Raw genomic sequence first — 20,566 nt, 5'->3', positions numbered from 1 at the left:
CAGGTACGCCAGTCTCGTCCCAGGGGTGACTGCCTCGACGAACTCAATTTCAACAGGAGGCGCCTTGTGACTGATCAACTTGATGCAGGTGTGCGAAACATTGTCGTGATCGGCACGTCGGCAGGTGGCGTTCAGGCGCTGATCGCCTTGTTTGAAAACCTACCCGCCGACCTGCCTGCGGCCTTTCTTGTCGTACTGCATATTCCCGCCCATGAACCCAGCGTCCTCCACAGCATTCTTGCAAGGGTGACGAGCATGCGGGTCGTGGCGGCCCAGGAGGGACAAAGGATTGAAGCGGGCACAGTCTATGTCGCCATTGCGGATCGGCATCTGATGATCACGGAGGACGGGATACGCCTGACCCGCGGGCCGAAGGAGTGTCGTGCTCGGCCCGCTGTCGATGTGCTGTTCCGTTCAGCCGCGGTCAATTACGGCGCTCGGGTCATTGGCGTCATTCTGTCCGGTGCATTGGATGACGGCACCGCAGGGATGTGGGCGATCAGGGATCGCGGCGGCTTGACCTACGTTCAGGACCCTGGCGAAGCCATGCTGAGCTCAATGCCCGAAAGCGCCATTGCGCATGTTGAGATCGATCTTGTCGGCCCGACGTCAGTGCTCGCCACCGCACTTTCCAAAGCGGTCGGCACCCCCATAGCTGATCAGCCGGCACACGAGGTAAAAATCCGTCATGTGATCGAGAGCGTTATCTCCTTGAAAGGAAACGGTCTCGAAGCCGGTGTCATGGGGTTAGGTAAGGTTTCCCAATTCACCTGTCCTGATTGCCACGGCGTCCTTGTGCAAATCGAAGAAGGCACCATCGTCAGATTTCGTTGCCACACGGGCCATGCCTTTTCGATGAAGTCCTTGATTTGCGAGGTCAACGAAGCCATCGACACGGGACTGTGGGACACATTGAGGGCGGTGGAGGAGAGGATCCTGCTGCTGCGTCAAATGGCTGAACAGGCGGCAACCGTAGGCGCTGCCAATGACGCCGCCGAATGCACTCGACAAGCTGATCTGGCTGAAAAACGCCTGAAGCCGTTGCGCGAATGGGTGCTTGATCCCAAGCTCTTTGGTCACGATGACGATAAATAGCGCTGGCAGCGTTTTTAATTTCTGGCCTGGTCCCGGGGGCGAGTATCAAGGTCAGGCGCCTTGAGTAACGGGCTGCGAGGACCGTTTCGATCATTCCTCCAGCTTGATTTCCAGCCGCTTGAACCTCGAAGCCAATGTCGTGGGTTTGAGGCCCAACAGTTCGGCGGCCCCCCCTTTGCCAAACAGTTTGCCGTCGGTGGCTTTGAGCGCAGCCTGCATGTTGTTGCGCTCGAGCTCGCGAATCTGCGCGTCCGTCATGATCACGGATGAGGGAGAGGGCTTTGGGATAACGCTGAGACTGGGTTCATCGGGCAGGTCGAGGTTCAAGTCGGCGCCGTTGGAGGTGATCAAGGCGCGCTCGATGACGTTTTGCAGTTCACGGATATTCCCCGGCCAGGAGTAACGTTGCAGCCGTTCGATATCGGTGTTGCGCAGGCGCCGCCCGGGCATGTTCAGGCGTTTGCCGGTCTGTTTGAGAAAGTGCGCCGCCAGCGGTGCAATATCCATCGGACGTTCACGCAGTGCCGGCGACTGGATCGGGAAAACGTTGAGGCGGAAATACAGGTCTTCACGAAAATGTTTCGCCGCGATTTCCTGGCGCAGGTCGCGGTTGGTCGCAGCGATGATCCGCACATCAACCTTGCGGGTGCGTTCTTCTCCGACCCGCTCGAACTGGCCCTCCTGCAATACCCGCAGCAGTTTGCTTTGCAGCTCTAGCGGGATTTCGCCGATTTCGTCGAGAAACAGCGTGCCGCCATCGGCCAGCTCGAAGCGGCCGACCCGGTCGCGGACGGCGCCGGTAAAGGCGCCGCGGATATGCCCGAAGAACTCGCTTTCAAACAGTTCGGTCGGAATCGCCGCGCAGTTGACCCGGATCAGCGGACTGGCGTTGCGGCGGCTGGCCTGATGGATCGCGCGGGCGATCAACTCCTTGCCAGTGCCAGATTCACCATTGATCAGCACACTGGCATCGGTGGGGGCGACTACGTCGATCTGCTTGATGATTTTCAGGATCGGTTCGCTCTGACCGACGATCTCGCGATAGTTGTGTTCGATATGAATCTCTTCCTGCAAGTAGGCGTTCTGCTCCTCCAGCCGTTCCTTGAGCACTTTGAGTTCATCGAGCGCATTTTGCAGCTGGGTTTCGGTGCTGCGTCGTTCGGTGATGTCGCGGAACACTACGACGGCACCCACGATACGGCCGTCCGATATCACCGGCGTGCTGGTGAACTCCACCGGAAACGAACTGCCATCGCGCCGCCAGAACACTTCCTGGCGCCCCTCATGGACCACGCCGTCACGCACCGCCTTGTAGATCGGGCAGTCTTCCACCGGGTAATGGCTGCCGTTGGCATGGGTGTGGTGGTGGATGCGGTGGATGTTCTTGCCGATCATGTCCTGCGGCTCCCAGCCCAGCATGCGCGCCCCGGCCGGGTTGACGAAGGTGGCCAGACCTTCGCTGTTGATGCTGTAGATGCCGTCGCCTACCGAACTGAGCAGAAGTTGATTGTCGCGCTCGGTCTCCTGGAACAGGTTGAGAATGTTGCGCCATTCGATCAGCCCGCCGCGCATGGTGCGCTCGGTATGAGCCTGGTCGCGCTGGTATTTCTCATGGCTCAGCTCGCGCAGCACCAGAATAAGATGCTGCTCACCCTTGATCGGCAAGGTCGTGGCGGAAATGGCCAGTTCGATACGCTCGCCGGTCTTGCAGTTGCAGCTCAGTTCTTCGGTCCAGCCGCGACCTTTGTCCATCACCGCTTGGGTAAACACGATCAGGTCCGCCAGTTGATGGCCGAACAACTTGCTTACCGGCAGCTCCAGCAACTCCTGGCGCGGGTAGCCGAGCAACTTGCAGGCCGCGATATTCAAGTCGCCCAGTCGATCGGAAAACGGATTGAGCAGCGCGATCGCCTCGGCGCAATGCTCGAACACCATGTGCCGTGACGAGTAAGCCAGGTCGGCCCAGCCGCTAAGGGAGTCTGCGTCGTTCATGATTACGAAATCTCGTGATTAGCCGCTACGAATATTCGTACTTCTACGGGAATGCGTGATTCCCCGATAGCCTCAGATGCATCAGAAAAAACCGGATCAGAAAAGTATTTGTAATTGAATCAATTACATAGCTTTTGGAGAAAAATAATTTCAAAGCCTGGCACGGCGTTCGCTCTATCTCCTGCAACCCGGCAGCCAACTCAGGCCGCCGTTAACGCACGAAAAAACTGGAGAGCGACGATATGCCAACCGTGGATATCCCCCATTACAAAGACGGCGACTTCCTGGTCAACTATGAAGAGAAAGTCTTCGAGGACATCAAAGCCGAGCCTGGCGAGAAAGTCCTGATCACCTTCCACACCATCGCCTTCGAGGGCTCTATCGGCCTGGTCAATATGCTTCAGGCCAAGCGTCTGCTGCGCAAGGGCTTCGAAACCAAGATCCTGCTCTATGGACCTGGCGTGCAATTGGGCGTGCAGCGGGGTTTCCCTACCCTGGGTGCCGAAGCCTTCCCCGGCCATCTGGCAGTCAACAAGCAGCTCATCCAGTTCATGGAAGAGGGCGGTGAGGTCTACGCCTGCCGCTTTGCCCTGCAAGCCCTGTACGGCCAGACCGAGAAGGCGCTGATCGAAGGCATTCGCCCGATCAACCCGCTGGACGTGATGGACCTGCGCCTGCTGATGCGCCGTGAGGGCGCGATGATTATCGACACCTGGACTGCCTGACCGAACAAACCCTTGTGGGAGCGAGCCTGCTCGCGATCGGTGTCAATGATGCACCGCGTCGTCCGCATCGCAGGCAAGCCCCGCTCCCACAGGATCGATGTCGATCTTCCGAGCACAACTTACTTCAGGACCCCCTCATGGCCATCATTCGCGCAGCCGCCGTACAGATCAGCCCGGTGCTTTACAGCCGCGAAGGCACCGTGGACAAGGTCTGCCAACAGATCATCGCCCTCGGTCGACAAGGCGTGCAGTTCGCCGTGTTCCCGGAAACGGTGGTGCCTTACTACCCCTATTTTTCATTTGTGCAGCCTGCCTTTGCCATGGGCGCACAACACCTCAGGTTGCTGGATCAATCCGTGACGGTTCCGTCCGCCGCGACCCTGGCGATTGGCGAAGCCTGCAAGCAAGCGGGAATGGTCGTCTCCATTGGCGTCAATGAGCGCGATGGCGGCACGATCTACAACGCCCAGTTGTTGTTCGATGCCGACGGCAGCCTGATTCAGCATCGACGCAAAATCACGCCGACCTACCACGAGCGCATGGTCTGGGGGCAGGGCGATGGCTCCGGCCTGCGTGCTATCGACAGCGCGGTCGGACGCATCGGCTCGCTGGCATGCTGGGAACACTACAACCCGCTGGCCCGTTACGCCTTGATGGCGGACGGCGAGCAGATTCATGCCGCGATGTTTCCCGGCTCTCTGGTGGGAGACATCTTTGCCGAGCAGATTGAAGTCACCATCCGTCATCACGCCCTGGAGTCCGGCTGTTTCGTGGTCAACGCCACAGCGTGGCTGGATGCTGATCAGCAGGGCCAGATCATGCAGGACACCGGTTGTGGCCTCGGCCCGATTTCGGGCGGCTGCTTCAGCGCGATCGTGTCGCCCGAGGGCAAGTTGCTCGGCGAACCGCTGCGTTCGGGGGAAGGCGTGGTGATTGCCGACCTCGATCTGGCCTTGATCGACAAGCGCAAGCGGATGATGGATTCGGTCGGTCATTACAGCCGTCCGGAACTGCTCAGCCTGTTGATCGACCGCACACCCGCGGCGCATGTGCATGAACGCAGCCCGCACCTGGCGGCGATTGTCACTGAGGAGTTTGATCATGCAAACCAGTGAATTGCTGGCCGAGCTGCAATGCCATGGCGTTCGCTGGCCTGCGGCGCAGAACGGCTTGTCACGGCAAGGTGGCGCGGGACCGTCGGACCACAAGGCTCTAAGTTTCGGTAGCCGGACCATGATGGTGCCGATCCTCAATCAGGCCTCGCAAGATTCGCCCTATCAAGCCCAACCCAGCGCCGACGGCAGCCAGGCGCTGATCTTTCGCGAAGGCCTGCAGGTCGGTCAGGTGCAAATGCCCGGTGTGCCGAAGTTCTACGGTTTGAGCACCGCCGACGGCATTCCCTATTGGAAAATCGCCACCCTGCACAGCAGTGATGTGCTCGCGACCACCGTGTTGCAGCACTGCATTCGCTTCAATGATCGTGGCAGTTCCTGCCAGTTCTGCGCGATCGGCCAGTCGCTGGCGGCGGGTAAAACCATCGCCCGCAAACGTCCGCAACAACTGGCGGAAGTGGCAAAAGCGGCAGTGGAACTTGATGGCGTCAAGCACATGGTGATGACCACAGGCACCCCGCAAACCCCGGACCGTGGCGCGGCGATTTTGTGTGAATCGGCAGCAGCAGTGACCCGCGCGGTCGATCTGCCGATTCAGGCCCAGTGTGAACCGCCTGACGATGATCGCTGGTTCCAGCGCCTGGCCGACAGCGGTGTGGTGTCGCTGGGCATGCACCTGGAAGCGGTCACCGATGAAGTTCGCCAACGGATCATGCCCGGCAAGGCCGAAGTGCCGCTGAGCCGTTATTTCGACGCCTTCAAGGCGGCGGTCGAAGTCTTCGGTCGGGGTCAGGTCAGCACTTACATCCTCGCCGGCCTGGGTGACACCGAAGCCGCCATCAGCGAGATGAGCGAACGTCTGTGCGCGATGGGCGTGTACCCGTTTGTGGTGCCGTTCGTGCCTATCGATGGCACACCCTTGGCTCATCACCCTAAACCGGACAGCGCGATGATGGCCCGACTGTATCCGCAGATCGGCGCAAGCCTGCGTCGTCACGGTTTGCACTCTGATCAGATCAACGCCGGTTGCGCCAAATGCGGCGCGTGCTCGGCCCTGAAAAGCTACGAATAAACCGGAGAACGCCCATGCCGAATCTCGCCTTTGCCTTGGTCGACAGCACTTTCGAACCGTTTCGCGCCGGTGAGTTGCTGGTTAAGCCCGCCAGTGAACCCTGGGAGAAACACGCTTATTTCGCCCTGCGACGTTCGGTGTTCTCCGATGAGCAACAACTGCTCGCGCAGGACAAGGACAGCCATGATTTCCAGGCAATCGCCATCGTCGCCCTGGCCAACAATTGCGGGATCTGCGATCAGGTGGTGGGCGCGGTACGCATTTATCAGCCGGAGCCGGGCCTGTGGTTTGGTGGGCGGTTGTGTGTGGCTCCGGTGTATCGGCGACACAGCATGATTGGCAAAGCGCTGGTCAACGAGGCGGTGTCGCGGGCCAAGGAACTGGGCTGCGAGGTGTTTCAGGCCACGGTGCAGGCGCAGAACGAAACCTATTTTCATGGCCTGCATTGGCAAACCCTCGACCAACTGGAGTTGCTCGGTCAGCCGCATTGCCTGATGCAGGCGGATTTGCCGAGTTATCCGTTGATGCCGCGCCAGGTTTCATTGCGTGCGCTGAAGGTGGCTCGTCATGAATAAAGCTCCTGATCTGGCGGTGCTGCTCGACACTTTGCGCAACACGCCGGCAATGCGTTCGAAACAGGCGATCCAGCAACCGGCGGCCGTGATCGGCAGTGCTGAACAGGCCCTGACTCGTGAGCAGCTTTACGCCTTGCCCGGCGATGACACGGCAGCGATTGCGTGTGGCGACCATTTTCAGTTGCTGGCCATCGAAGGCATGTTGCCGGATTTCGTCGAGGCGGCGCCGTGGTTTGCCGGATGGTCGGCGGTCATGGCCAATGTCAGCGACATCACCGCCATGGGCGGTCGCGCCACCGCCGTGGTCAACGCGTATTGGCATCACGACACCGCTGGCGCGCAGCAATTGCTGGCGGGCATTCGTGCTGCCTGCGAGGCCTATGGCTTGTTGCTGGCCGGTGGGCACACCAGCCTTGCGGCGGCTAATCCGACTGCGCTGGCCGTAGCGATTACCGGCATAGCGCAAACATTGTTGTCGACCCTGCATGTCGCCCCCGGCCAGATCATTGCCATGGCGGTGGACCTGGAAGGCAACTGGCACGCCGACAGCACCTATTGGAAAGCCTTCGAAGGCGTGCCGGCCGAGCGCCTGCGCAGCAAGCTTGAAGTGCTGCCACGCCTGGCTGAAGCGGCACTGCTGCATGCCGCCAAAGACATCAGCAACGCCGGGGTGCTCGGCAGTCTATTGATGCTGCTGGAAACAACCGGCTGTGGCGCGACCGTCGACCTGGCATCGCTGCCGTGCCCGCCGAATGCCGATCTCGCGCGTTGGCTGCAAGTGTTCCCCAGCTACGGTTTTTTGATGACGCTGGAGGAGCGTGACTGGGCGCAAGTACAGACGGCGTTTGCCTTCGAAGGTGTGCGCTGTGAACGCATTGGTCGGATCAACGACAGTGGCCTGCTGAATGTCCAGTCCGGTCAACAGCGCGGCGAATTCTGGAACCTGCGCGAGCAGCCATTTACCGGCTTCAACTATCACTCTCTCGATCTGACCCCTTTAAACCTCAAGCATCAGGAGCACTGACATGCCCGCCGTCAACTTCAAAATCCGTTGGCCTAATGGCCGCGAAGCTTCCGGTTATTCACCTTCGACGGTGATTTATGAATACCTGGAGGAGGGCGCCAGTTACCCGCTGGCGGACTTTCTGCAACGCATCGAAAACGCATTGAACAATGCTTCGGAGCGGGTCAAGCAGGTCAAAGGGTTCTATTGCAGTTCGGCGATGGACACCTTGAGTTCCCTCAAGGGCCAGGCCAGCTATCTGGTCGAGCCAAGCGATGCCGCCGGGCAAGTGGACATCCTCAGCATGCGCACCGAAGGCGCCGGTCAGGTGATCGGCACCGGCTGGAGTTCATTCTGATTCATCGGTTTTCCCCCTTAACCATTTTTGACACCGAGTACCGGAGTTCACCATGACCAGCCACCTCACCTCAATCAAACCCCCACACCACAGCGTGATCGTCGTCGGCGGCGGTCAGGCCGGGTTATCCGCAAGCTACTATTTGCAACAACAGGGCATCGATCATCTGGTCCTGGAAAAACACAGCCTGACCCACACCTGGCGCAACCAGCGCTGGGACGCCTTCAGCCTGGTGACGCCCAACTGGCAATGCGCATTGCCAGGCTACACCTACGTCGATGACTTCAACGGCAAAGATCCCCACGGGTTCATGAAGAAGGACGAGATCAATCAATACCTGGCCGGTTTCGTCAAATCGGTCAACGCCCCGGCCCGTGAAGGGGTCACAGTGCAGCGCGTGGTTCCCCGCAGCCTCGGTGGTTTCGAGGTGCACACCTCACAAGGCGAGTTCACTGCTGATCAAGTGATTGTCGCCTCGGGCGGTTATCACACGCCGATCATCCCGCGCCTTGCCGAACGCTTGCCGACAGACATTCATCAGATTCACTCCGAGCAATACCGTAATCCCCAGGCCTTGCCCGCGGGTAATGTGTTAGTGGTCGGTTCCGGGCAGTCGGGCGCGCAAATTGCCGAAGACTTGCACCTGGCCGGTCGCAAGGTCTATCTGGCGGTGGGTGATGCGCCGCGTTGTGCGCGTTTTTACCGGGGCAAAGACGTGGTCGACTGGCTGGCACAGATGGGCTACTACGAGATTGGCGTCGACACCCATCCGCTGCGTGAAGGCGTACGCGATAACACCAACCATTACGTCACCGGGCGCGACGGCGGACGTGACATTGACTTGCGCCATTTCGCTCGCGAAGGCATGGAATTGTTCGGTCGTCTGGACGGATTACAAGGCACTCGCTTGCAGTTTGCCAACAACCTGGGCGAAAACCTCGATAACGCCGATGCGGTGTACAACCGGATCAATACGTCGATCGACAAGTACATCGAACAGCACTCGATTGATGCCCCGGCTGGAACGCCTTACAACCCGGTCTGGGTGCCGGAGCAGGAGCGCAGTGAACTGGAACTTGAGGCGCAAGGAATCACCAGCATCATCTGGTGCATCGGCTTCAGCCCGGACTTTACCTGGGTCGAAGCCCCGGTTTTCAATGGCCGCGGTCACCCTGGTCACCAGCGCGGAATTACGGCGCAACCTGGTTTGTACTTCCTCGGGCTGCCATGGTTATACACCTGGGGGTCGGGACGTTTCTCAGGCGTAGCGCGAGACGCCGAGTATCTGGTGCAGCACATCATCGAAAGTGCGATTGAAGGCAGCTTGCCGCAACGACGTGTGGCGGCAGGGTAAGTGTTGCTGCCAACCCATCCGCTGGCACTGACAGGCGGGTGGGTTGCAATTTCTCATTTAAAAGTCGCCACCTCGCCAGGGCCGTTCAATTCAAGTGGAAAGCTGTTGCTCCGGCTTCTTCTTGAGCCTGTAGGCAAGCGCCGGCCGCGTCATGCCCAGCAGTCGCGCGGCTTCCGAGACATTTTGCCCGGCACGTTCCATGGCACCTTGCAGGAGTTGCTCTTCCATGTTTTCCAGGCTCACCCCGAGATCAAGCAATCGGCTCACCCACTCATCCGAGGGCTCCAACTTCTGGCTGATCAAATCACCTTCGCTCGACAGGCCAATGCTATAAGCCTCGTCGGACTGGTGCGGGAACAGGGCCTCGACAGAAATACTCTGGTTGTTATCGGTAATGATCACGCCACGCTCGATCAGATTCTCCAGTTCGCGGATATTGCCTGGCCAGTCGTAGCGCAAGCAGGCCTCAAGGGCACGATCGGAAAGGCCGAGGGTTTTTTTCTGATAGCTCAGATGCAGCTTTTCAAGGAAGTGCTCGATCAACAGCGGAATGTCTTCGCGACGATCGCGCAGGGCGGGAACCCGCACGGGGTAAACGTTTAATCGGTAGTAAAGGTCGGCACGAAAACGGCCTTCTTTCACCGCCTGGCCGAGGTCTTCGTGAGTCGCACCAATGACGCGCACATCGACCTTGCGTGTCTGGTTATCACCAACGCGTTCAAGCTCACCCTCCTGTAACACCCGCAGCAGACTGGCCTGGGCCCGCGGGGTCAGTTCGATGATTTCATCGAGAAACAACGTACCGCCATGTGCACGTTCAAAACGCCCCATGCGTGATTGCTGAGCTCCGGTGTAGGCACCTTTTTCGACGCCAAACAGCTCTGCTTCAATCAGGTCTGGAGAAATGGCTGCGCAGTTCAGGGCAATGAACGGGCCGCCGGCGCGCTCGCTCCGCAGGTGCAGACTGCGAGCGATGACTTCCTTGCCGACTCCGGTTTCACCCAGCAGCAACACCGAGGCTTTGCCCGGGGCAACCTTGTCGATCAGCTCGCAGGTCTTGCGGTAAACCGCCGAGCGACCGATGCCGTAAAACTGGCCAGCATCGAGCTGCAGACGCTGATTCATGTTCTCGACTTGAAGCTGCAAGGTGTGCAGTTCGTCGAGGATCGAATCACTCTGGAAGTAGCGCATGAACGCTTCCGCATCCTCCCATTCCTCAGCAGGTTTGCCGATGATCCGACAGATTTTGTCACCACATCCCCGGCAGCTCACTTCCTTGTAAATAATCTGCCGGCCAATGAAAAACGATGAATAGCTGATTGCGTAACCCAGGAGCATCCAGCAAATCGGCTGATCCGAATGCAGCTGTTCACTCTGGTGGTTTTCAACTTCAAAAGAGTCGATCCACTCGATGTCGGCGTAAAACTTTCCAGCCTCGATATCGATGTCCATTTTCAACGGACGGACATTGACCATGCCCTTGAGCGAGTGCAATTGAGGGCCGATCAGAAACATATCGATGTCACTGGCGTTGGGTCGTAGCTTTCGTGCCAGCTCTGCGTCTTTCAAGCCGGACTGATAGCCCAGCCGAAGGAAAAAGCCCTTGGCACGCTCTTCGCCGATCATCTCGATCAGTTCCCGACGAAACGATGCCATCGACGACACCTGCATCAGCAACATGCGTTGTTCATCAAGCCAGATCTTTCCTTCGCTGCCGAGGAAGTGAACTCGGTCGGTCAGGTCCTTGAGCTGCGCGGAATGCTCAGAGGCCCGGTATTTCATGGTCATGCAAACACACCCCTATGTTTTTTTGTTGGTGGGGATGACGGGGGCCTTGCGCCTAGGCTGGGGCGTAATCGAGGCACCGTGTCAGAACGCTCGCAGGGCTTGCTTGCGTTGAAAACTCCTATATAGAACGTCCCGAATTTCACCTGAAAGTCAATTGGATATTCAGCGGGTCTTTGCTGGATTCCCGGCAAAACGCTTGTGACGGATTGGGCGACGATCGGACGGTGCGTGGCTGATTGGTCATTTGCGTGATTCGCTCGTCCGGGATTGATCAAATGATCAAATCGTCGAAAGAGATCCCTCTGCAAAAAACGCCTGCCCCGGCCACTTCCTGGCGCCGACGGCTTTTTTAACCAATTGTTTTAATTGGTTTTTAAAAATTTAATCAGCTGTCCGTCCGGCGCTGGCACTCCTGTTGCTCTGTACCCCTGCATAACAACAGGGGAGTACCCGAGCATGAGTTCATCTGGCAGCACCTTCGATCAAATGCCGCGGTACGTGCGAGTCCGCAGTGAGCCAGACGACGCCTTTGTCGAATTCGATTTCGCCATCGGTTATCCCGAGCTGTATGTCGAGCTGGTTATGCCCCATCAAGCCTTCAAGCAGTTCTGTGAAGCCCACCACGTCCAGCACATGGACGCGCAAATGTCCCGGGCCCTCGACGCCGATGCGCAGAAGTGGCGTTACGGCGAAACCCGTGGTGCCGAAGCCGTACAAGACCCCCAACAATAATTACAGGAGTCCATGCCATGAGTGTCGAGATCAAGACGACAACCGTCGAGACGATCCGCAACACCTTCAGCCACACCCGTCGCCGGTTTGGCGACAAGGTTGCCAGCCGTTATCAGGAAGCCAGTTTCGACCTGGAGTCCGCGACCAATTTCCATTACCGGCCGCTCTGGCAGCCGGACAAACTGCTCAACGATGCGACGCGCACTGCGGTGGTCATGGCTGATTGGTACGCCGTCAGCGACCCGCGCCAGTACTACTACGGCGCCTATGTCCAGGCTCGGGCCAAGATGCAGGAAAACGCCGAGCATGATTACGCATTCTGCGAAAAGCGCGACATGCTCGCCGGCCTTGACGCCCGGAACGTAGAGTTGATCAGCAAGCTGTTGTTGCCGCTGCGCCACGCCGAGATGGGCGCCAACATGAACAACAGCAACATTGCCGCCGACGGCTTCGGTACCAGCGTCACGCAAATGCACATGTTCCATGCCATGGACCGGCTGGGCATCGCCCAGTACCTGTCGCGGATCGGTCTGATGCTCGATGACGGCGATGTCTTGCTGCTGGCCCAGGCAAAGCAACAGTGGTTGAACGACCCGGCATGGCAAGGCCTGCGCCGCTACGTCGAAGACACCCTGGTGGTACGCGACTGGTTCGAATTGACCGTCGCGCAGAACCTGGTCAGCGACGGCCTGGTGTACCCGCTGCTGTTCCACAAACTCGATGAGCAACTGTCGGCCAACGGTGCCGGTCAGGTCGGCATGCTGACCGAGTTCATGCGTCTGTGGTTCGCCGAAAGCCAGCGCTGGGTCGATGCCTTGCTCAAGACCGTGATCAACGAAAGCCCCGCCAACAAGGCCCTGGTGCAAGGGTGGGTCGATCAATGGAGTGCCCGTTCCGTGGAGGCGCTGCAGCCCTTGGCGGCAATGAGTCTTGATGCGTCGGCGCTGGATGCCGTCTGCACCGAATTCAGTGCCCGCCTGAAGAAAATCGGCCTGACAGGAGCCAACGCATGACTTCCCTCGTTTACATGAACCTGCAAGACACCGACTACGCGCGCTCGATCGTCGACGCGATTGTCCAGGACAACCCGCATGCCGAGATCCAGCACCAGCCGTCGATGATCCGCATCGAGGCCAAAGGCCGACTCGACATTCATCGCGAAACCGTCGAGCAACTGACCGGCAGCACTTGGGACATCCAGGAAATGCTGATGTACGTCATCACCCTCGGTGGCAACGTCGTGGAAGAGGACGACAGCTTCTCCCTCTACTGGAACAACTGATCGCCGGTTTCAAGCCAGGGTTTGATCCACTACAAGAATTCGGGAGCGCCATCATGGCCGTGAAAAAACGCCTTAATGCCAAAGAAAAATACCGCTGCATGACCCGTGACCTGGACTGGGAGCCGAGCTACCAGACCCACGAGGACATCTACCCGCACGAACGTTTTGAAGGGATCAAGATTACCGATTGGGACAAGTGGGAAGATCCGTTCCGCCTGACCATGGACACCTACTGGAAATACCAGGCCGAGAAAGAGAAAAAGCTCTACGCGATCTTCGATGCGTTCTCGCAAAACAACGGCCATACCACGCTGTCGGACGCCCGTTACGTCAACGCATTGAAGCTGTTCCTGTCGGGCGTTACGCCGCTGGAATATCAGGCTTATCAGGGCTTCGCCCGGGTCGGTCGGCAATTCAGCGGTGCTGGCGCACGCATTGCCTGCCAGATGCAGGCGATCGATGAGCTGCGCCATGTGCAGACGCAGATTCATGCGATGAGCCACTACAACAAGCACTTCAACGGCCTGCATGATTTCGCTCATATGCACGACCGCGTGTGGTTTCTCTCGGTGCCCAAGTCGTTCTTCGAAGATGCGCGTACGGCCGGTCCGTTCGAGTTCCTCACGGCGATCTCGTTTTCGTTCGAGTATGTGCTGACCAACTTGTTGTTCGTGCCGTTCATGTCCGGCGCAGCGTTCAATGGTGATATGGCCACGGTGACCTTTGGCTTCTCCGCGCAGTCCGACGAGGCCCGGCACATGACCCTGGGGCTGGAGGTGATCAAGTTCCTTCTGGAGCAGCACGAAGACAACGTGCCGATCATCCAACGCTGGATCGACAAGTGGTTCTGGCGCGGTTACCGCCTGCTGACGCTGGTCGGGATGATGATGGACTACATGCTGCCCAACAAAGTGATGTCCTGGTCCGAAGCCTGGGGCGTGTATTTCGAAGAGGCGGGCGGGGCGCTGTTCAAAGACCTGGAGCGCTACGGCATTCGTCCACCCAAGCATGTCGAAGAAGCCAATATCGCCAAGGATCATGTCAGTCATCAGGCCTGGTCGATTTTCTACCAGTACAGCCAGGCGACCAACTTCCACACCTGGATGCCGACCGACGAGGAGCTGGACTGGCTTTCGGAAAAATACCCGGACACCTTTGACAAGATCTACCGCCCGCGCTTCGAGCATTGGCGTGCGCTGCAAGAGAAGGGTGAGCGGTTCTACAACCCGACCCTGCCGATGCTGTGCCAGATCTGCCAGATCCCGCTGTCGTTCGGCGAGCCGGATGACCAGACCACGCTCAGCCATCGCAGTGTCGAGCACGAAGGCGAGCGCTATCACTTCTGCTCGCAGGGTTGCTGCGACATTTTCGAGTACGAGCCAACCAAGTACATCCAGGCCTGGTTGCCGGTGCACCAGATTCTGCAAGGCAACTGCGGTGGCGGCGATGTCGAGTCGGTGGTACGCGACTACTACAACATCAACCCCGGTCAGGACAACTTCGAATACCTGGGCTCCACCGAGCATCGACGCTGGCAGGACTGGCACCCGAACGATCGCAACAGCGCGCCTTCAACGCCCGTTGACCCGGACCTGCTCAAGACCGGCTGACGCCTTGTGCGCAAGCGGGCCCCTGTCGGTCCGCTTCAACCCCCACATTACAAGAAGGACAACATCATGCCCGTGACTTCCATCGGGGCCTATGAGGCCCAACCCCTGGATCGCCAGGAAAACTTTCATGGCCTGCAACTGGTGTACCTGTGCTGGGAAAAACACCTGATGTTTTGTGCGCCGTTTACCTTTCCGTTGCCACCTTCGATGCCGTTCGCTGACTTCATCGAACAGGTGGTCAAACCCTCGATTTCCCAGCACCCGGACGCATCGAAGGTTGATTTCAGCCAAGCGTTGTGGCGCCTGAACGATCAGCCGTTTGCTCCAGACAATAGCGCGAGCCTGATCGCCAACGGCATCGACCATAAGAGCTTGCTGCATCTCAATACCCCTGGCTTGAACGGCATTGCCGGCAGCTTCAACTGAGGACACGGCGATGAGCTACCAAGTAACCATCGAACCTACGGGCGAACAAATTGAAGTGGAGGAGGGCCAGACCATCCTCCAGGCGGCATTGCGCCAAGGCGTCTGGCTGCCCTTCGCCTGCGGTCACGGCACCTGCGCCACCTGCAAAGTCCAGGTTCTTGAAGGTGAGGCGGATCTGGGCGCGGCCTCGTCTTTTGCGCTGATGGACATCGAGCGTGACGAAGGCAAGGTTCTGGCGTGCTGTGCGATTCCGCAAAGCGACATGGTGATCGAGGCGGATATCGACGCCGACCCGGATTTTCTCGGGCATCCGGTCGAGGATTACCGCGCCGTGGTCAGTGCGCTGGTGGATTTGTCGCCCACTATCAAGGGCGTGCACCTCAAGCTTGATCGGCCGATGGCGTTCCAGGCCGGGCAGTACATCAATCTGCAATTACCCGGGGTTGAAGGCACGCGGGCATTTTCGCTGGCCAACCCGCCGAGCCGCGCCGATGAAGTCGAATTGCACGTGCGCCGGGTCGAGGGCGGACTGGCCACCGGCAAGATTCACGATGACTTGAAGGTCGGTGACGCGGTGGAGCTGTCCGGTCCGTATGGGCAGTTCTTCGTGCGCACCTCGCAAAGCGGCGATTTGATGTTCATCGCTGGCGGCTCCGGCTTGTCGAGCCCGCAATCGATGATTCTCGACCTGCTGGAGACAGGCGATACCCGCCAGATCGTGCTGTTCCAGGGCGCGCGCAACCGGGCCGAGCTCTATAACCATGAGCTGTTCGAGGCGTTGGCGCGCGACCACGCCAACTTCACGTATGTGCCCGCGCTCAGCCAAGCGGTGGAGGATGCCGAGTGGACCGGCTTCAAGGGCTACGTGCATGACGCTGCAAAACAGCATTTCGAGGGCCGCTTCAGCAGTCGTAAAGCCTACTTGTGTGGTCCGCCGATAATGATCGATTCGGCGATCACGTGCCTGATGCAAGGGCGACTGTTTGAGCGCGACATCTTCATGGAGCGTTTCTACAGCGCCGCCGATGGCGACAGCGAAACCACCCGTTCTGCGTTGTTCAAACGCATCTGAGTTCACCCGCAACACCCTGCCGACCCTGGCTGACCTCCCGACGGTCGGCAGGGTGTCGGCTGCCTAAAAAAACAACAAAAGGTCATCAACCTATGAAAGCTGTATCGCGAACAATGCGTGCGAATCATCTGTGCCATGCTGGATTGAGCCTGCTGGCAGCTGCCAGTGCTGGCGTGCATGCCACCGAAGGCGGTGGGTCTTCGTACCCGATGGGGGCAGAAAACTACATGTCCGGCGCCATGCCGCCACCGGGCTTGTATTCGCAGTTCTACGTCGGGCACTACGAAGCCGATTCACTGCGCGGCAATCATGGCGAGAAAGTGCCGGTGGACTTCAGGGTAAGGGCCAACTCAGTGGCACCCCGCTTGATCTGGGTCACCGAGCAGCAGGTGCTGGGAGGAAGCCTGGCCTTTCACGCCATCGTGCCGCTGGTGGACCTCAAGGTTGAACTCAACGGTCAGTCGCAGAGTAAACAGGGATTGGGCGACATCATCTTCGGGCCGGCGCTCGGCTACCATTACAGCGATAAGTTACACAGTATTTTTGCCCTGGATTTCATCGCGCCGTCGGGTGAATACAATCGCGGCGACCTGGCGAACATCGGACGCAATTACTGGGTCGTTGAGCCGGTGGCAGCCGTGTCCTACGTCGACCCGAACGGGCTCAACGTCGATGCCAAAATCATGTATGACTTCAACCAGCGCAATAACGCGACCGACTACCTTTCCGGTTCCGAGCTGCACGCCGATTACGCAGTCGGTTGGGGGTTGGGTAACGGCTGGGTGGTCGGCGTGGGGGGCTACGTGGATTACCAGACCACGGATGACCGACAAAACGGTGAAACGGTCAAAGACAACAAGGGCAGGGCGATAGCGATTGGTCCTTCGGTGAAATATACGAGCGATAAAGGCTGGTTTTTAACCGCCAAGTGGGAGCAGGAGACCCAGGTTCGTAACCGCGCGGAAGGTAATGCCTACTGGATGAAATTGACCGTCCCTTTTTAACCCTGTATGCCCAGCCCACCGGGCTGGGTACCTCAAACTCTTGAGCTGTTGAACGAGAAACAGGTAACCGTCTGTATTCCCGCCCGTCACCCCGCCTGAATACCCAGCCCGTAGAACCGGCACTTACCCGTAGATGCGTTGTCAGTTGTTGGCGCCTGTAGCGACGAGGATCGTCTCTGATAGCCGCACGTCAGACTGCATTCAGTGATTTCTCTTTTGGCAAAGCGCTCGCGATGGATTGCGTCCTGGACCGACTAATCCTTTTACGAGCGAGTTTCCATGGGTTTGCTTCTTGATCCGCGTCATGACATTGATGCCGCCTTACTCAGCTATCGCCGGGTGTTCTGGTCGTTGGCGCTGTTCAGCGGTGTGATCAACCTGCTGGTGCTGGTGCCTTCGCTCTACATGATGCAGGTGTACGACCGGGTTCTCACCAGCCGCAACGAAACCACCTTGTTCATGCTCACCCTGATCGCCCTCGGACTGTTCATGTTCAGCGCGCTGATCGAGTGGGTACGCGGCGAGGTGATGATCCGCATGAGCGCGGGGCTGGACGATGCCTTGGGCGAGCGGATTTTCGACGCTGCCTTCGCCCGTAGCCTGCGCGAGCACAACGCCAACCCGGCGCAGGTGCTGATCGATCTGGCGACGCTGCGGCAGTTGATCACCGGCCAGGGCCTGATTGCGTTGCTCGATGCGCCTTGGTTGCCGATCTTTCTGCTGGTGGCGTTCATTTTTCACCCCTGGTTCGGCGTGCTGACGCTGGTGCTGGCCCTGGTGCTGATCGGTCTGGCACTGTGGGGCGAGCTGGCGACCCGGACGCGTCTGGGCGAAGCCAATCGACTGAGCGTGCAGTCGTCGATTTACGTCAACAGCACGTTCCAGAATGCCGAAGTCATCCAGGCCTTGGGCATGCTCGGACCATTGCGCCAACGCTGGAGCCTGCTGCAGCAACGCATCGTCGGGGCCCAGGCGCATGCCAGCGACCGTAGCGCGCGTATCACTTCGGCGACCCGTTTCGTGCGCATTTCCGGGCAATCGCTGGCATTGGGCCTGGGCGCGTTGCTGGTGCTCGAAGGCCAGTTGTCAGCGGGCATGATGATCGCCATGTCGCTGCTGTTGGGGCGCGCCCTGGCCCCCGTGGAAATCGCCATTGGCTCGTGGAAGCAATTCAATTCTGGCCGCCAGAGTTATCAGCGCCTGAGCCAACTCCTTGCCCAGCACCCGCGCGACCGTCTGCGCATGCCGTTGCCGCCGCCCACCGGCGCGGTGCGTCTGGAGCAGGTACATGTTGGGCCGCCCGGAGCCGTGCAACCGATCCTGCGCGGAATCAACTTCAGTTTGGTCAAAGGTGACGTGCTCGCCGTCGTCGGCCCCAGCGCCAGCGGCAAATCCACGCTGGCTAGGGCGCTGGTCGGGGTCTGGCCGGCCATGGGCGGATCGGTGCGTCTCGACGACGCCGAGATCAGTCAATGGTCTCACGACGCCTTGGGCCCGTACCTCGGCTATCTGCCGCAGGACATCGAACTGTTCGACGGCAGTGTGGCCGACAATATTGCCCGCTTCGGTGAACAGGACGCCGACAAGATCATCGCCGCCGGCCGTCACGCGGGCATTCACGAAATGATCCTGAGATTTCCCAAGGGATACGACACGCCGCTCGGCCCCGGCGGGCTTGGATTGTCCGGCGGGCAGAAGCAGCGCCTCGGCCTGGCTCGCGCACTCTATGGACTCCCGTCGCTGATCGTGCTCGATGAGCCCAATTCCAATCTCGATGAAGCAGGCGAAGTGGCACTGGTTCAGGCCATCAGTGCGCTCAAGGCAGCTGGCAGCACCGTGGTGCTGATTACCCATCGGCCGAATGTGCTGGCGGTGGTCGATCACATCCTGGTACTCAAGGACGGCACTCAACACGCATTCGGTCCACGGGATCGGGTGCTCAAGGCGTTGATCCCGGGGCCCAAACCGGCAGCAGTCAAGGAGACTGGCGAAGATGCATGATCTGACCCCCGGTAAACCAACGTACAGCGAGCAGAGGCCAAGCGTACGTGGCAACGCAACACCGCCCGGCGCCAATACCGACGCGGTGAGTGCGGCACGTTATGGCGTGGGATTCCTGGTCCTGGCGCTCGGCGGGTTCCTGCTTTGGGCATGTCTGGCGCCGCTCGACCAAGGTGTCGTGGGCAGCGGCACCGTTGTGGTTGCGGGCGAACGCAAAGCGGTGCAGTCGCTGGTCGGCGGCGTGGTGGAAAAACTGCTGGTCAGCGACGGCGACCGCGTCACCCAAGGGCAGTTGCTGGTGCAGCTCAACACGGTGCAGGCGCAGTCACAACTGGACGTAACCCGGGGCAAGCTGCTCAACGATCGCAGCGTCGAGGCCCGGTTGATTGCCGAGCGCCTGGGTTCAGCCGATATCCAATGGCCCGCCGAACTGCTGGAACATGCCGAGGAACCGCGGGTCAAGGCCGCCATGGCATTGCAGAGCCAATTGTTTGTGACCCGTCGCGCTGAACTGGGCAGCCGCTTGCAGATCATCGAACACGAAGCCGCAGCGTTGCAGCAGCAATTGCTCGGCTACGAAGGCGTCAAACGCAACTACGACACGCAGATGCGCTTCCAGCAGCAGGAGCTGGAAGGCCTGCGTGATTTGGCACGTGAGGGCTACGTGCCGCGCAACAAACTCTTCGAGGCCGAGCGCAACGCCGCCCAATTGGCCGGGCAGATTGCCTCCGGGGTCGGCGATGTCGGCAGGACTCGCCAATCGATCAATGAAAGTCGGCTCAAAGCCTTGCAGGCGCAACAGGAGTTTCGCCGCGACGCCGAAGTTCAGCTCAGCGAAGTCTCTGCCGAGGCGTCAGGTTTTGCTGACCAGATCCATGCTTTTCAGTTTGAAGTCGACAACGGCGCGATCCGTGCGCCGGCGTCCGGACAGGTCATGGACGTAAGCATTCATACGGTCGGCGGCGTTGCGCAGGCCGGTCAAACCCTGATGCAGGTGGTGCCGCTGGATGCGCCGATGGCGATTACCGCGCGTTTCGAGCCGTTGATGGCCAACAAGTTGCGTCCGGGGCTGCCGGTGCATGTGCATTTCACGGCGCTGCAACGGGTGGATACCCCGACCGTCATCGGCACGGTCACCACAGTGTCGGCGGACCAGTTGATCAATGAACAGACTCACCAGCCGTACTTTTCCGCCAAGGTCGAAATTCCCGCCGACACCGTGGCCTCGCTACAGGCCGCTGGCCTGCTGGTGCGTCCCGGCATGCTGGCTGATGTGACGGTGGTCACCGGGGAACGCACCTTGATGAACTACCTGATGAAACCCTTACGCGAACGCTTGCTCGCAGCCTTCAAAGAGGAATGAGC

General features: G+C 59.3%; 19 protein-coding genes. 17 read left to right on the top strand and 2 right to left on the bottom strand.

Annotated elements, in window-relative coordinates:
• The first annotated feature begins 66 nt into the window (after nucleotides 1–66).
• Nucleotides 67–1,095 (top strand): chemotaxis protein CheB, encoded by a 1,029-nt coding sequence (locus HNR03_RS17225; RefSeq protein ID WP_259154797.1) that lies wholly within the window; start codon nucleotides 67–69, stop codon nucleotides 1,093–1,095.
• 90 nt (nucleotides 1,096–1,185) lie between these two features.
• Here the strand turns inward: HNR03_RS17225 and HNR03_RS17220 are convergent, their stop codons facing one another.
• Nucleotides 1,186–3,087 carry a sigma 54-interacting transcriptional regulator gene (locus tag HNR03_RS17220; protein WP_259154795.1) on the bottom strand — a complete coding sequence of 634 codons (1,902 nt, stop codon included), beginning with the start codon at nucleotides 3,085–3,087 and terminating at the stop codon, nucleotides 1,186–1,188.
• Between the two features lie 242 nt (nucleotides 3,088–3,329).
• Here HNR03_RS17220 and HNR03_RS17215 point away from each other — a divergent pair, with 242 nt between their 5' ends.
• From HNR03_RS17215 to HNR03_RS17185, 7 genes are all read left to right on the top strand, one after another.
• Nucleotides 3,330–3,812, top strand: coding sequence for an MSMEG_0572/Sll0783 family nitrogen starvation response protein (locus HNR03_RS17215; protein ID WP_007969977.1), 483 nt, complete (start codon nucleotides 3,330–3,332; stop codon nucleotides 3,810–3,812).
• A gap of 137 nt (nucleotides 3,813–3,949) precedes the next feature.
• A complete protein-coding gene (locus HNR03_RS17210) occupies nucleotides 3,950–4,927 on the top strand; it encodes a Nit6803 family nitrilase (RefSeq protein ID WP_259154794.1) in 978 nt (325 codons plus the stop codon).
• Nucleotides 4,914–5,996, top strand: a complete 1,083-nt coding sequence (locus HNR03_RS17205; RefSeq protein WP_259154793.1) for an MSMEG_0568 family radical SAM protein — start codon at nucleotides 4,914–4,916, stop codon at nucleotides 5,994–5,996. Before HNR03_RS17210 ends, HNR03_RS17205 begins: the two co-directional genes overlap by 14 nt.
• Before the next feature lie 14 nt (nucleotides 5,997–6,010).
• Nucleotides 6,011–6,571: an MSMEG_0567/Sll0786 family nitrogen starvation N-acetyltransferase gene (locus HNR03_RS17200; RefSeq protein WP_259154792.1), complete on the top strand. Its 561-nt coding sequence runs from the start codon at nucleotides 6,011–6,013 to the stop codon at nucleotides 6,569–6,571.
• On the top strand, nucleotides 6,564–7,595 hold the full coding sequence (locus tag HNR03_RS17195) for a sll0787 family AIR synthase-like protein (RefSeq protein WP_259154791.1): 1,032 nt from the start codon (nucleotides 6,564–6,566) through the stop codon (nucleotides 7,593–7,595). The genes HNR03_RS17200 and HNR03_RS17195 overlap by 8 nt, the downstream gene beginning before the upstream one ends.
• 1 nt (nucleotide 7,596) lies before the next feature.
• Nucleotides 7,597–7,932 (top strand): MSMEG_0570 family nitrogen starvation response protein, encoded by a 336-nt coding sequence (locus HNR03_RS17190; RefSeq protein WP_259154790.1) that lies wholly within the window; start codon nucleotides 7,597–7,599, stop codon nucleotides 7,930–7,932.
• A gap of 52 nt (nucleotides 7,933–7,984) precedes the next feature.
• The gene (locus HNR03_RS17185; RefSeq protein ID WP_259154789.1) at nucleotides 7,985–9,286 is read left to right on the top strand and encodes an MSMEG_0569 family flavin-dependent oxidoreductase; all 1,302 of its coding nucleotides are present in this window, start codon (nucleotides 7,985–7,987) and stop codon (nucleotides 9,284–9,286) included.
• A gap of 90 nt (nucleotides 9,287–9,376) precedes the next feature.
• Here the strand turns inward: HNR03_RS17185 and HNR03_RS17180 are convergent, their stop codons facing one another.
• Nucleotides 9,377–11,074, bottom strand: a complete 1,698-nt coding sequence (locus tag HNR03_RS17180) for a sigma-54-dependent Fis family transcriptional regulator (RefSeq protein ID WP_259154788.1) — start codon at nucleotides 11,072–11,074, stop codon at nucleotides 9,377–9,379.
• A 456-nt stretch (nucleotides 11,075–11,530) separates the two neighbouring features.
• On the opposite strand from HNR03_RS17180, the gene HNR03_RS17175 reads away from it, so the two are divergent.
• From HNR03_RS17175 to HNR03_RS17135, 9 genes are all read left to right on the top strand, one after another.
• Nucleotides 11,531–11,806, top strand: a complete 276-nt coding sequence (locus tag HNR03_RS17175) for a phenol hydroxylase subunit (protein ID WP_259154787.1) — start codon at nucleotides 11,531–11,533, stop codon at nucleotides 11,804–11,806.
• Between the two features lie 17 nt (nucleotides 11,807–11,823).
• On the top strand, nucleotides 11,824–12,819 hold the full coding sequence (locus tag HNR03_RS17170) for an aromatic/alkene monooxygenase hydroxylase subunit beta (RefSeq protein WP_259154786.1): 996 nt from the start codon (nucleotides 11,824–11,826) through the stop codon (nucleotides 12,817–12,819).
• Entirely contained in the window at nucleotides 12,816–13,088 is a 273-nt protein-coding gene (locus HNR03_RS17165; RefSeq protein WP_222586627.1) for an MmoB/DmpM family protein, read from the top strand. The genes HNR03_RS17170 and HNR03_RS17165 overlap by 4 nt, the downstream gene beginning before the upstream one ends.
• A 53-nt stretch (nucleotides 13,089–13,141) precedes the next feature.
• A complete protein-coding gene (locus tag HNR03_RS17160; RefSeq protein WP_222586628.1) occupies nucleotides 13,142–14,698 on the top strand; it encodes an aromatic/alkene/methane monooxygenase hydroxylase/oxygenase subunit alpha in 1,557 nt (518 codons plus the stop codon).
• Nucleotides 14,699–14,764: 66 nt separating this feature from the next.
• Nucleotides 14,765–15,124 (top strand): phenol hydroxylase subunit P4, encoded by a 360-nt coding sequence (locus HNR03_RS17155; RefSeq protein WP_090183821.1) that lies wholly within the window; start codon nucleotides 14,765–14,767, stop codon nucleotides 15,122–15,124.
• Between the two features lie 10 nt (nucleotides 15,125–15,134).
• Nucleotides 15,135–16,196, top strand: coding sequence for an NADH:ubiquinone reductase (Na(+)-transporting) subunit F (locus HNR03_RS17150; protein ID WP_259154784.1), 1,062 nt, complete (start codon nucleotides 15,135–15,137; stop codon nucleotides 16,194–16,196).
• A 113-nt stretch (nucleotides 16,197–16,309) separates the two neighbouring features.
• On the top strand, nucleotides 16,310–17,200 hold the full coding sequence (locus HNR03_RS17145; RefSeq protein WP_405046059.1) for a transporter: 891 nt from the start codon (nucleotides 16,310–16,312) through the stop codon (nucleotides 17,198–17,200).
• Nucleotides 17,201–17,479: 279 nt separating this feature from the next.
• Nucleotides 17,480–19,201 carry a type I secretion system permease/ATPase gene (locus tag HNR03_RS17140; protein ID WP_259154781.1) on the top strand — a complete coding sequence of 574 codons (1,722 nt, stop codon included), beginning with the start codon at nucleotides 17,480–17,482 and terminating at the stop codon, nucleotides 19,199–19,201.
• Nucleotides 19,194–20,564, top strand: coding sequence for an HlyD family type I secretion periplasmic adaptor subunit (locus HNR03_RS17135; RefSeq protein WP_259154780.1), 1,371 nt, complete (start codon nucleotides 19,194–19,196; stop codon nucleotides 20,562–20,564). The genes HNR03_RS17140 and HNR03_RS17135 overlap by 8 nt, the downstream gene beginning before the upstream one ends.
• Nucleotides 20,565–20,566: the final 2 nt, after the last annotated feature.

The sequence above is a fragment of the Pseudomonas sp. JAI111 genome (genome assembly GCF_024809425.1).
In the GTDB taxonomy this organism is placed as follows: Bacteria; Pseudomonadota; Gammaproteobacteria; order Pseudomonadales; family Pseudomonadaceae; genus Aquipseudomonas.
Note: the sequence above shows the minus strand (reverse complement) of the source record. Positions and strands in the feature narration are given on the sequence as shown.

Excerpts from the sequence above, each read along its gene's own strand:
- HNR03_RS17220 (WP_259154795.1), bottom strand. The coding sequence starts at position 3,087 with ATGAACGACGCAGACTCCCTTAGCGGCTGGGCCGACCTGGCTTACTCG.
- HNR03_RS17190 (WP_259154790.1), top strand. The coding sequence starts at position 7,597 with ATGCCCGCCGTCAACTTCAAAATCCGTTGGCCTAATGGCCGCGAAGCT.
- HNR03_RS17155 (WP_090183821.1), top strand. The coding sequence starts at position 14,765 with ATGCCCGTGACTTCCATCGGGGCCTATGAGGCCCAACCCCTGGATCGC.
- HNR03_RS17160 (WP_222586628.1), top strand. The coding sequence starts at position 13,142 with ATGGCCGTGAAAAAACGCCTTAATGCCAAAGAAAAATACCGCTGCATG.
- HNR03_RS17150 (WP_259154784.1), top strand. The coding sequence starts at position 15,135 with ATGAGCTACCAAGTAACCATCGAACCTACGGGCGAACAAATTGAAGTG.
- HNR03_RS17185 (WP_259154789.1), top strand. The coding sequence starts at position 7,985 with ATGACCAGCCACCTCACCTCAATCAAACCCCCACACCACAGCGTGATC.
- HNR03_RS17175 (WP_259154787.1), top strand. The coding sequence starts at position 11,531 with ATGAGTTCATCTGGCAGCACCTTCGATCAAATGCCGCGGTACGTGCGA.
- HNR03_RS17215 (WP_007969977.1), top strand. The coding sequence starts at position 3,330 with ATGCCAACCGTGGATATCCCCCATTACAAAGACGGCGACTTCCTGGTC.
- HNR03_RS17205 (WP_259154793.1), top strand. The coding sequence starts at position 4,914 with ATGCAAACCAGTGAATTGCTGGCCGAGCTGCAATGCCATGGCGTTCGC.
- HNR03_RS17200 (WP_259154792.1), top strand. The coding sequence starts at position 6,011 with ATGCCGAATCTCGCCTTTGCCTTGGTCGACAGCACTTTCGAACCGTTT.
- HNR03_RS17145 (WP_405046059.1), top strand. The coding sequence starts at position 16,310 with ATGCGTGCGAATCATCTGTGCCATGCTGGATTGAGCCTGCTGGCAGCT.
- HNR03_RS17135 (WP_259154780.1), top strand. The coding sequence starts at position 19,194 with ATGCATGATCTGACCCCCGGTAAACCAACGTACAGCGAGCAGAGGCCA.
- HNR03_RS17195 (WP_259154791.1), top strand. The coding sequence starts at position 6,564 with ATGAATAAAGCTCCTGATCTGGCGGTGCTGCTCGACACTTTGCGCAAC.
- HNR03_RS17210 (WP_259154794.1), top strand. The coding sequence starts at position 3,950 with ATGGCCATCATTCGCGCAGCCGCCGTACAGATCAGCCCGGTGCTTTAC.
- HNR03_RS17165 (WP_222586627.1), top strand. The coding sequence starts at position 12,816 with ATGACTTCCCTCGTTTACATGAACCTGCAAGACACCGACTACGCGCGC.
- HNR03_RS17170 (WP_259154786.1), top strand. The coding sequence starts at position 11,824 with ATGAGTGTCGAGATCAAGACGACAACCGTCGAGACGATCCGCAACACC.
- HNR03_RS17140 (WP_259154781.1), top strand. The coding sequence starts at position 17,480 with ATGGGTTTGCTTCTTGATCCGCGTCATGACATTGATGCCGCCTTACTC.
- HNR03_RS17180 (WP_259154788.1), bottom strand. The coding sequence starts at position 11,074 with ATGACCATGAAATACCGGGCCTCTGAGCATTCCGCGCAGCTCAAGGAC.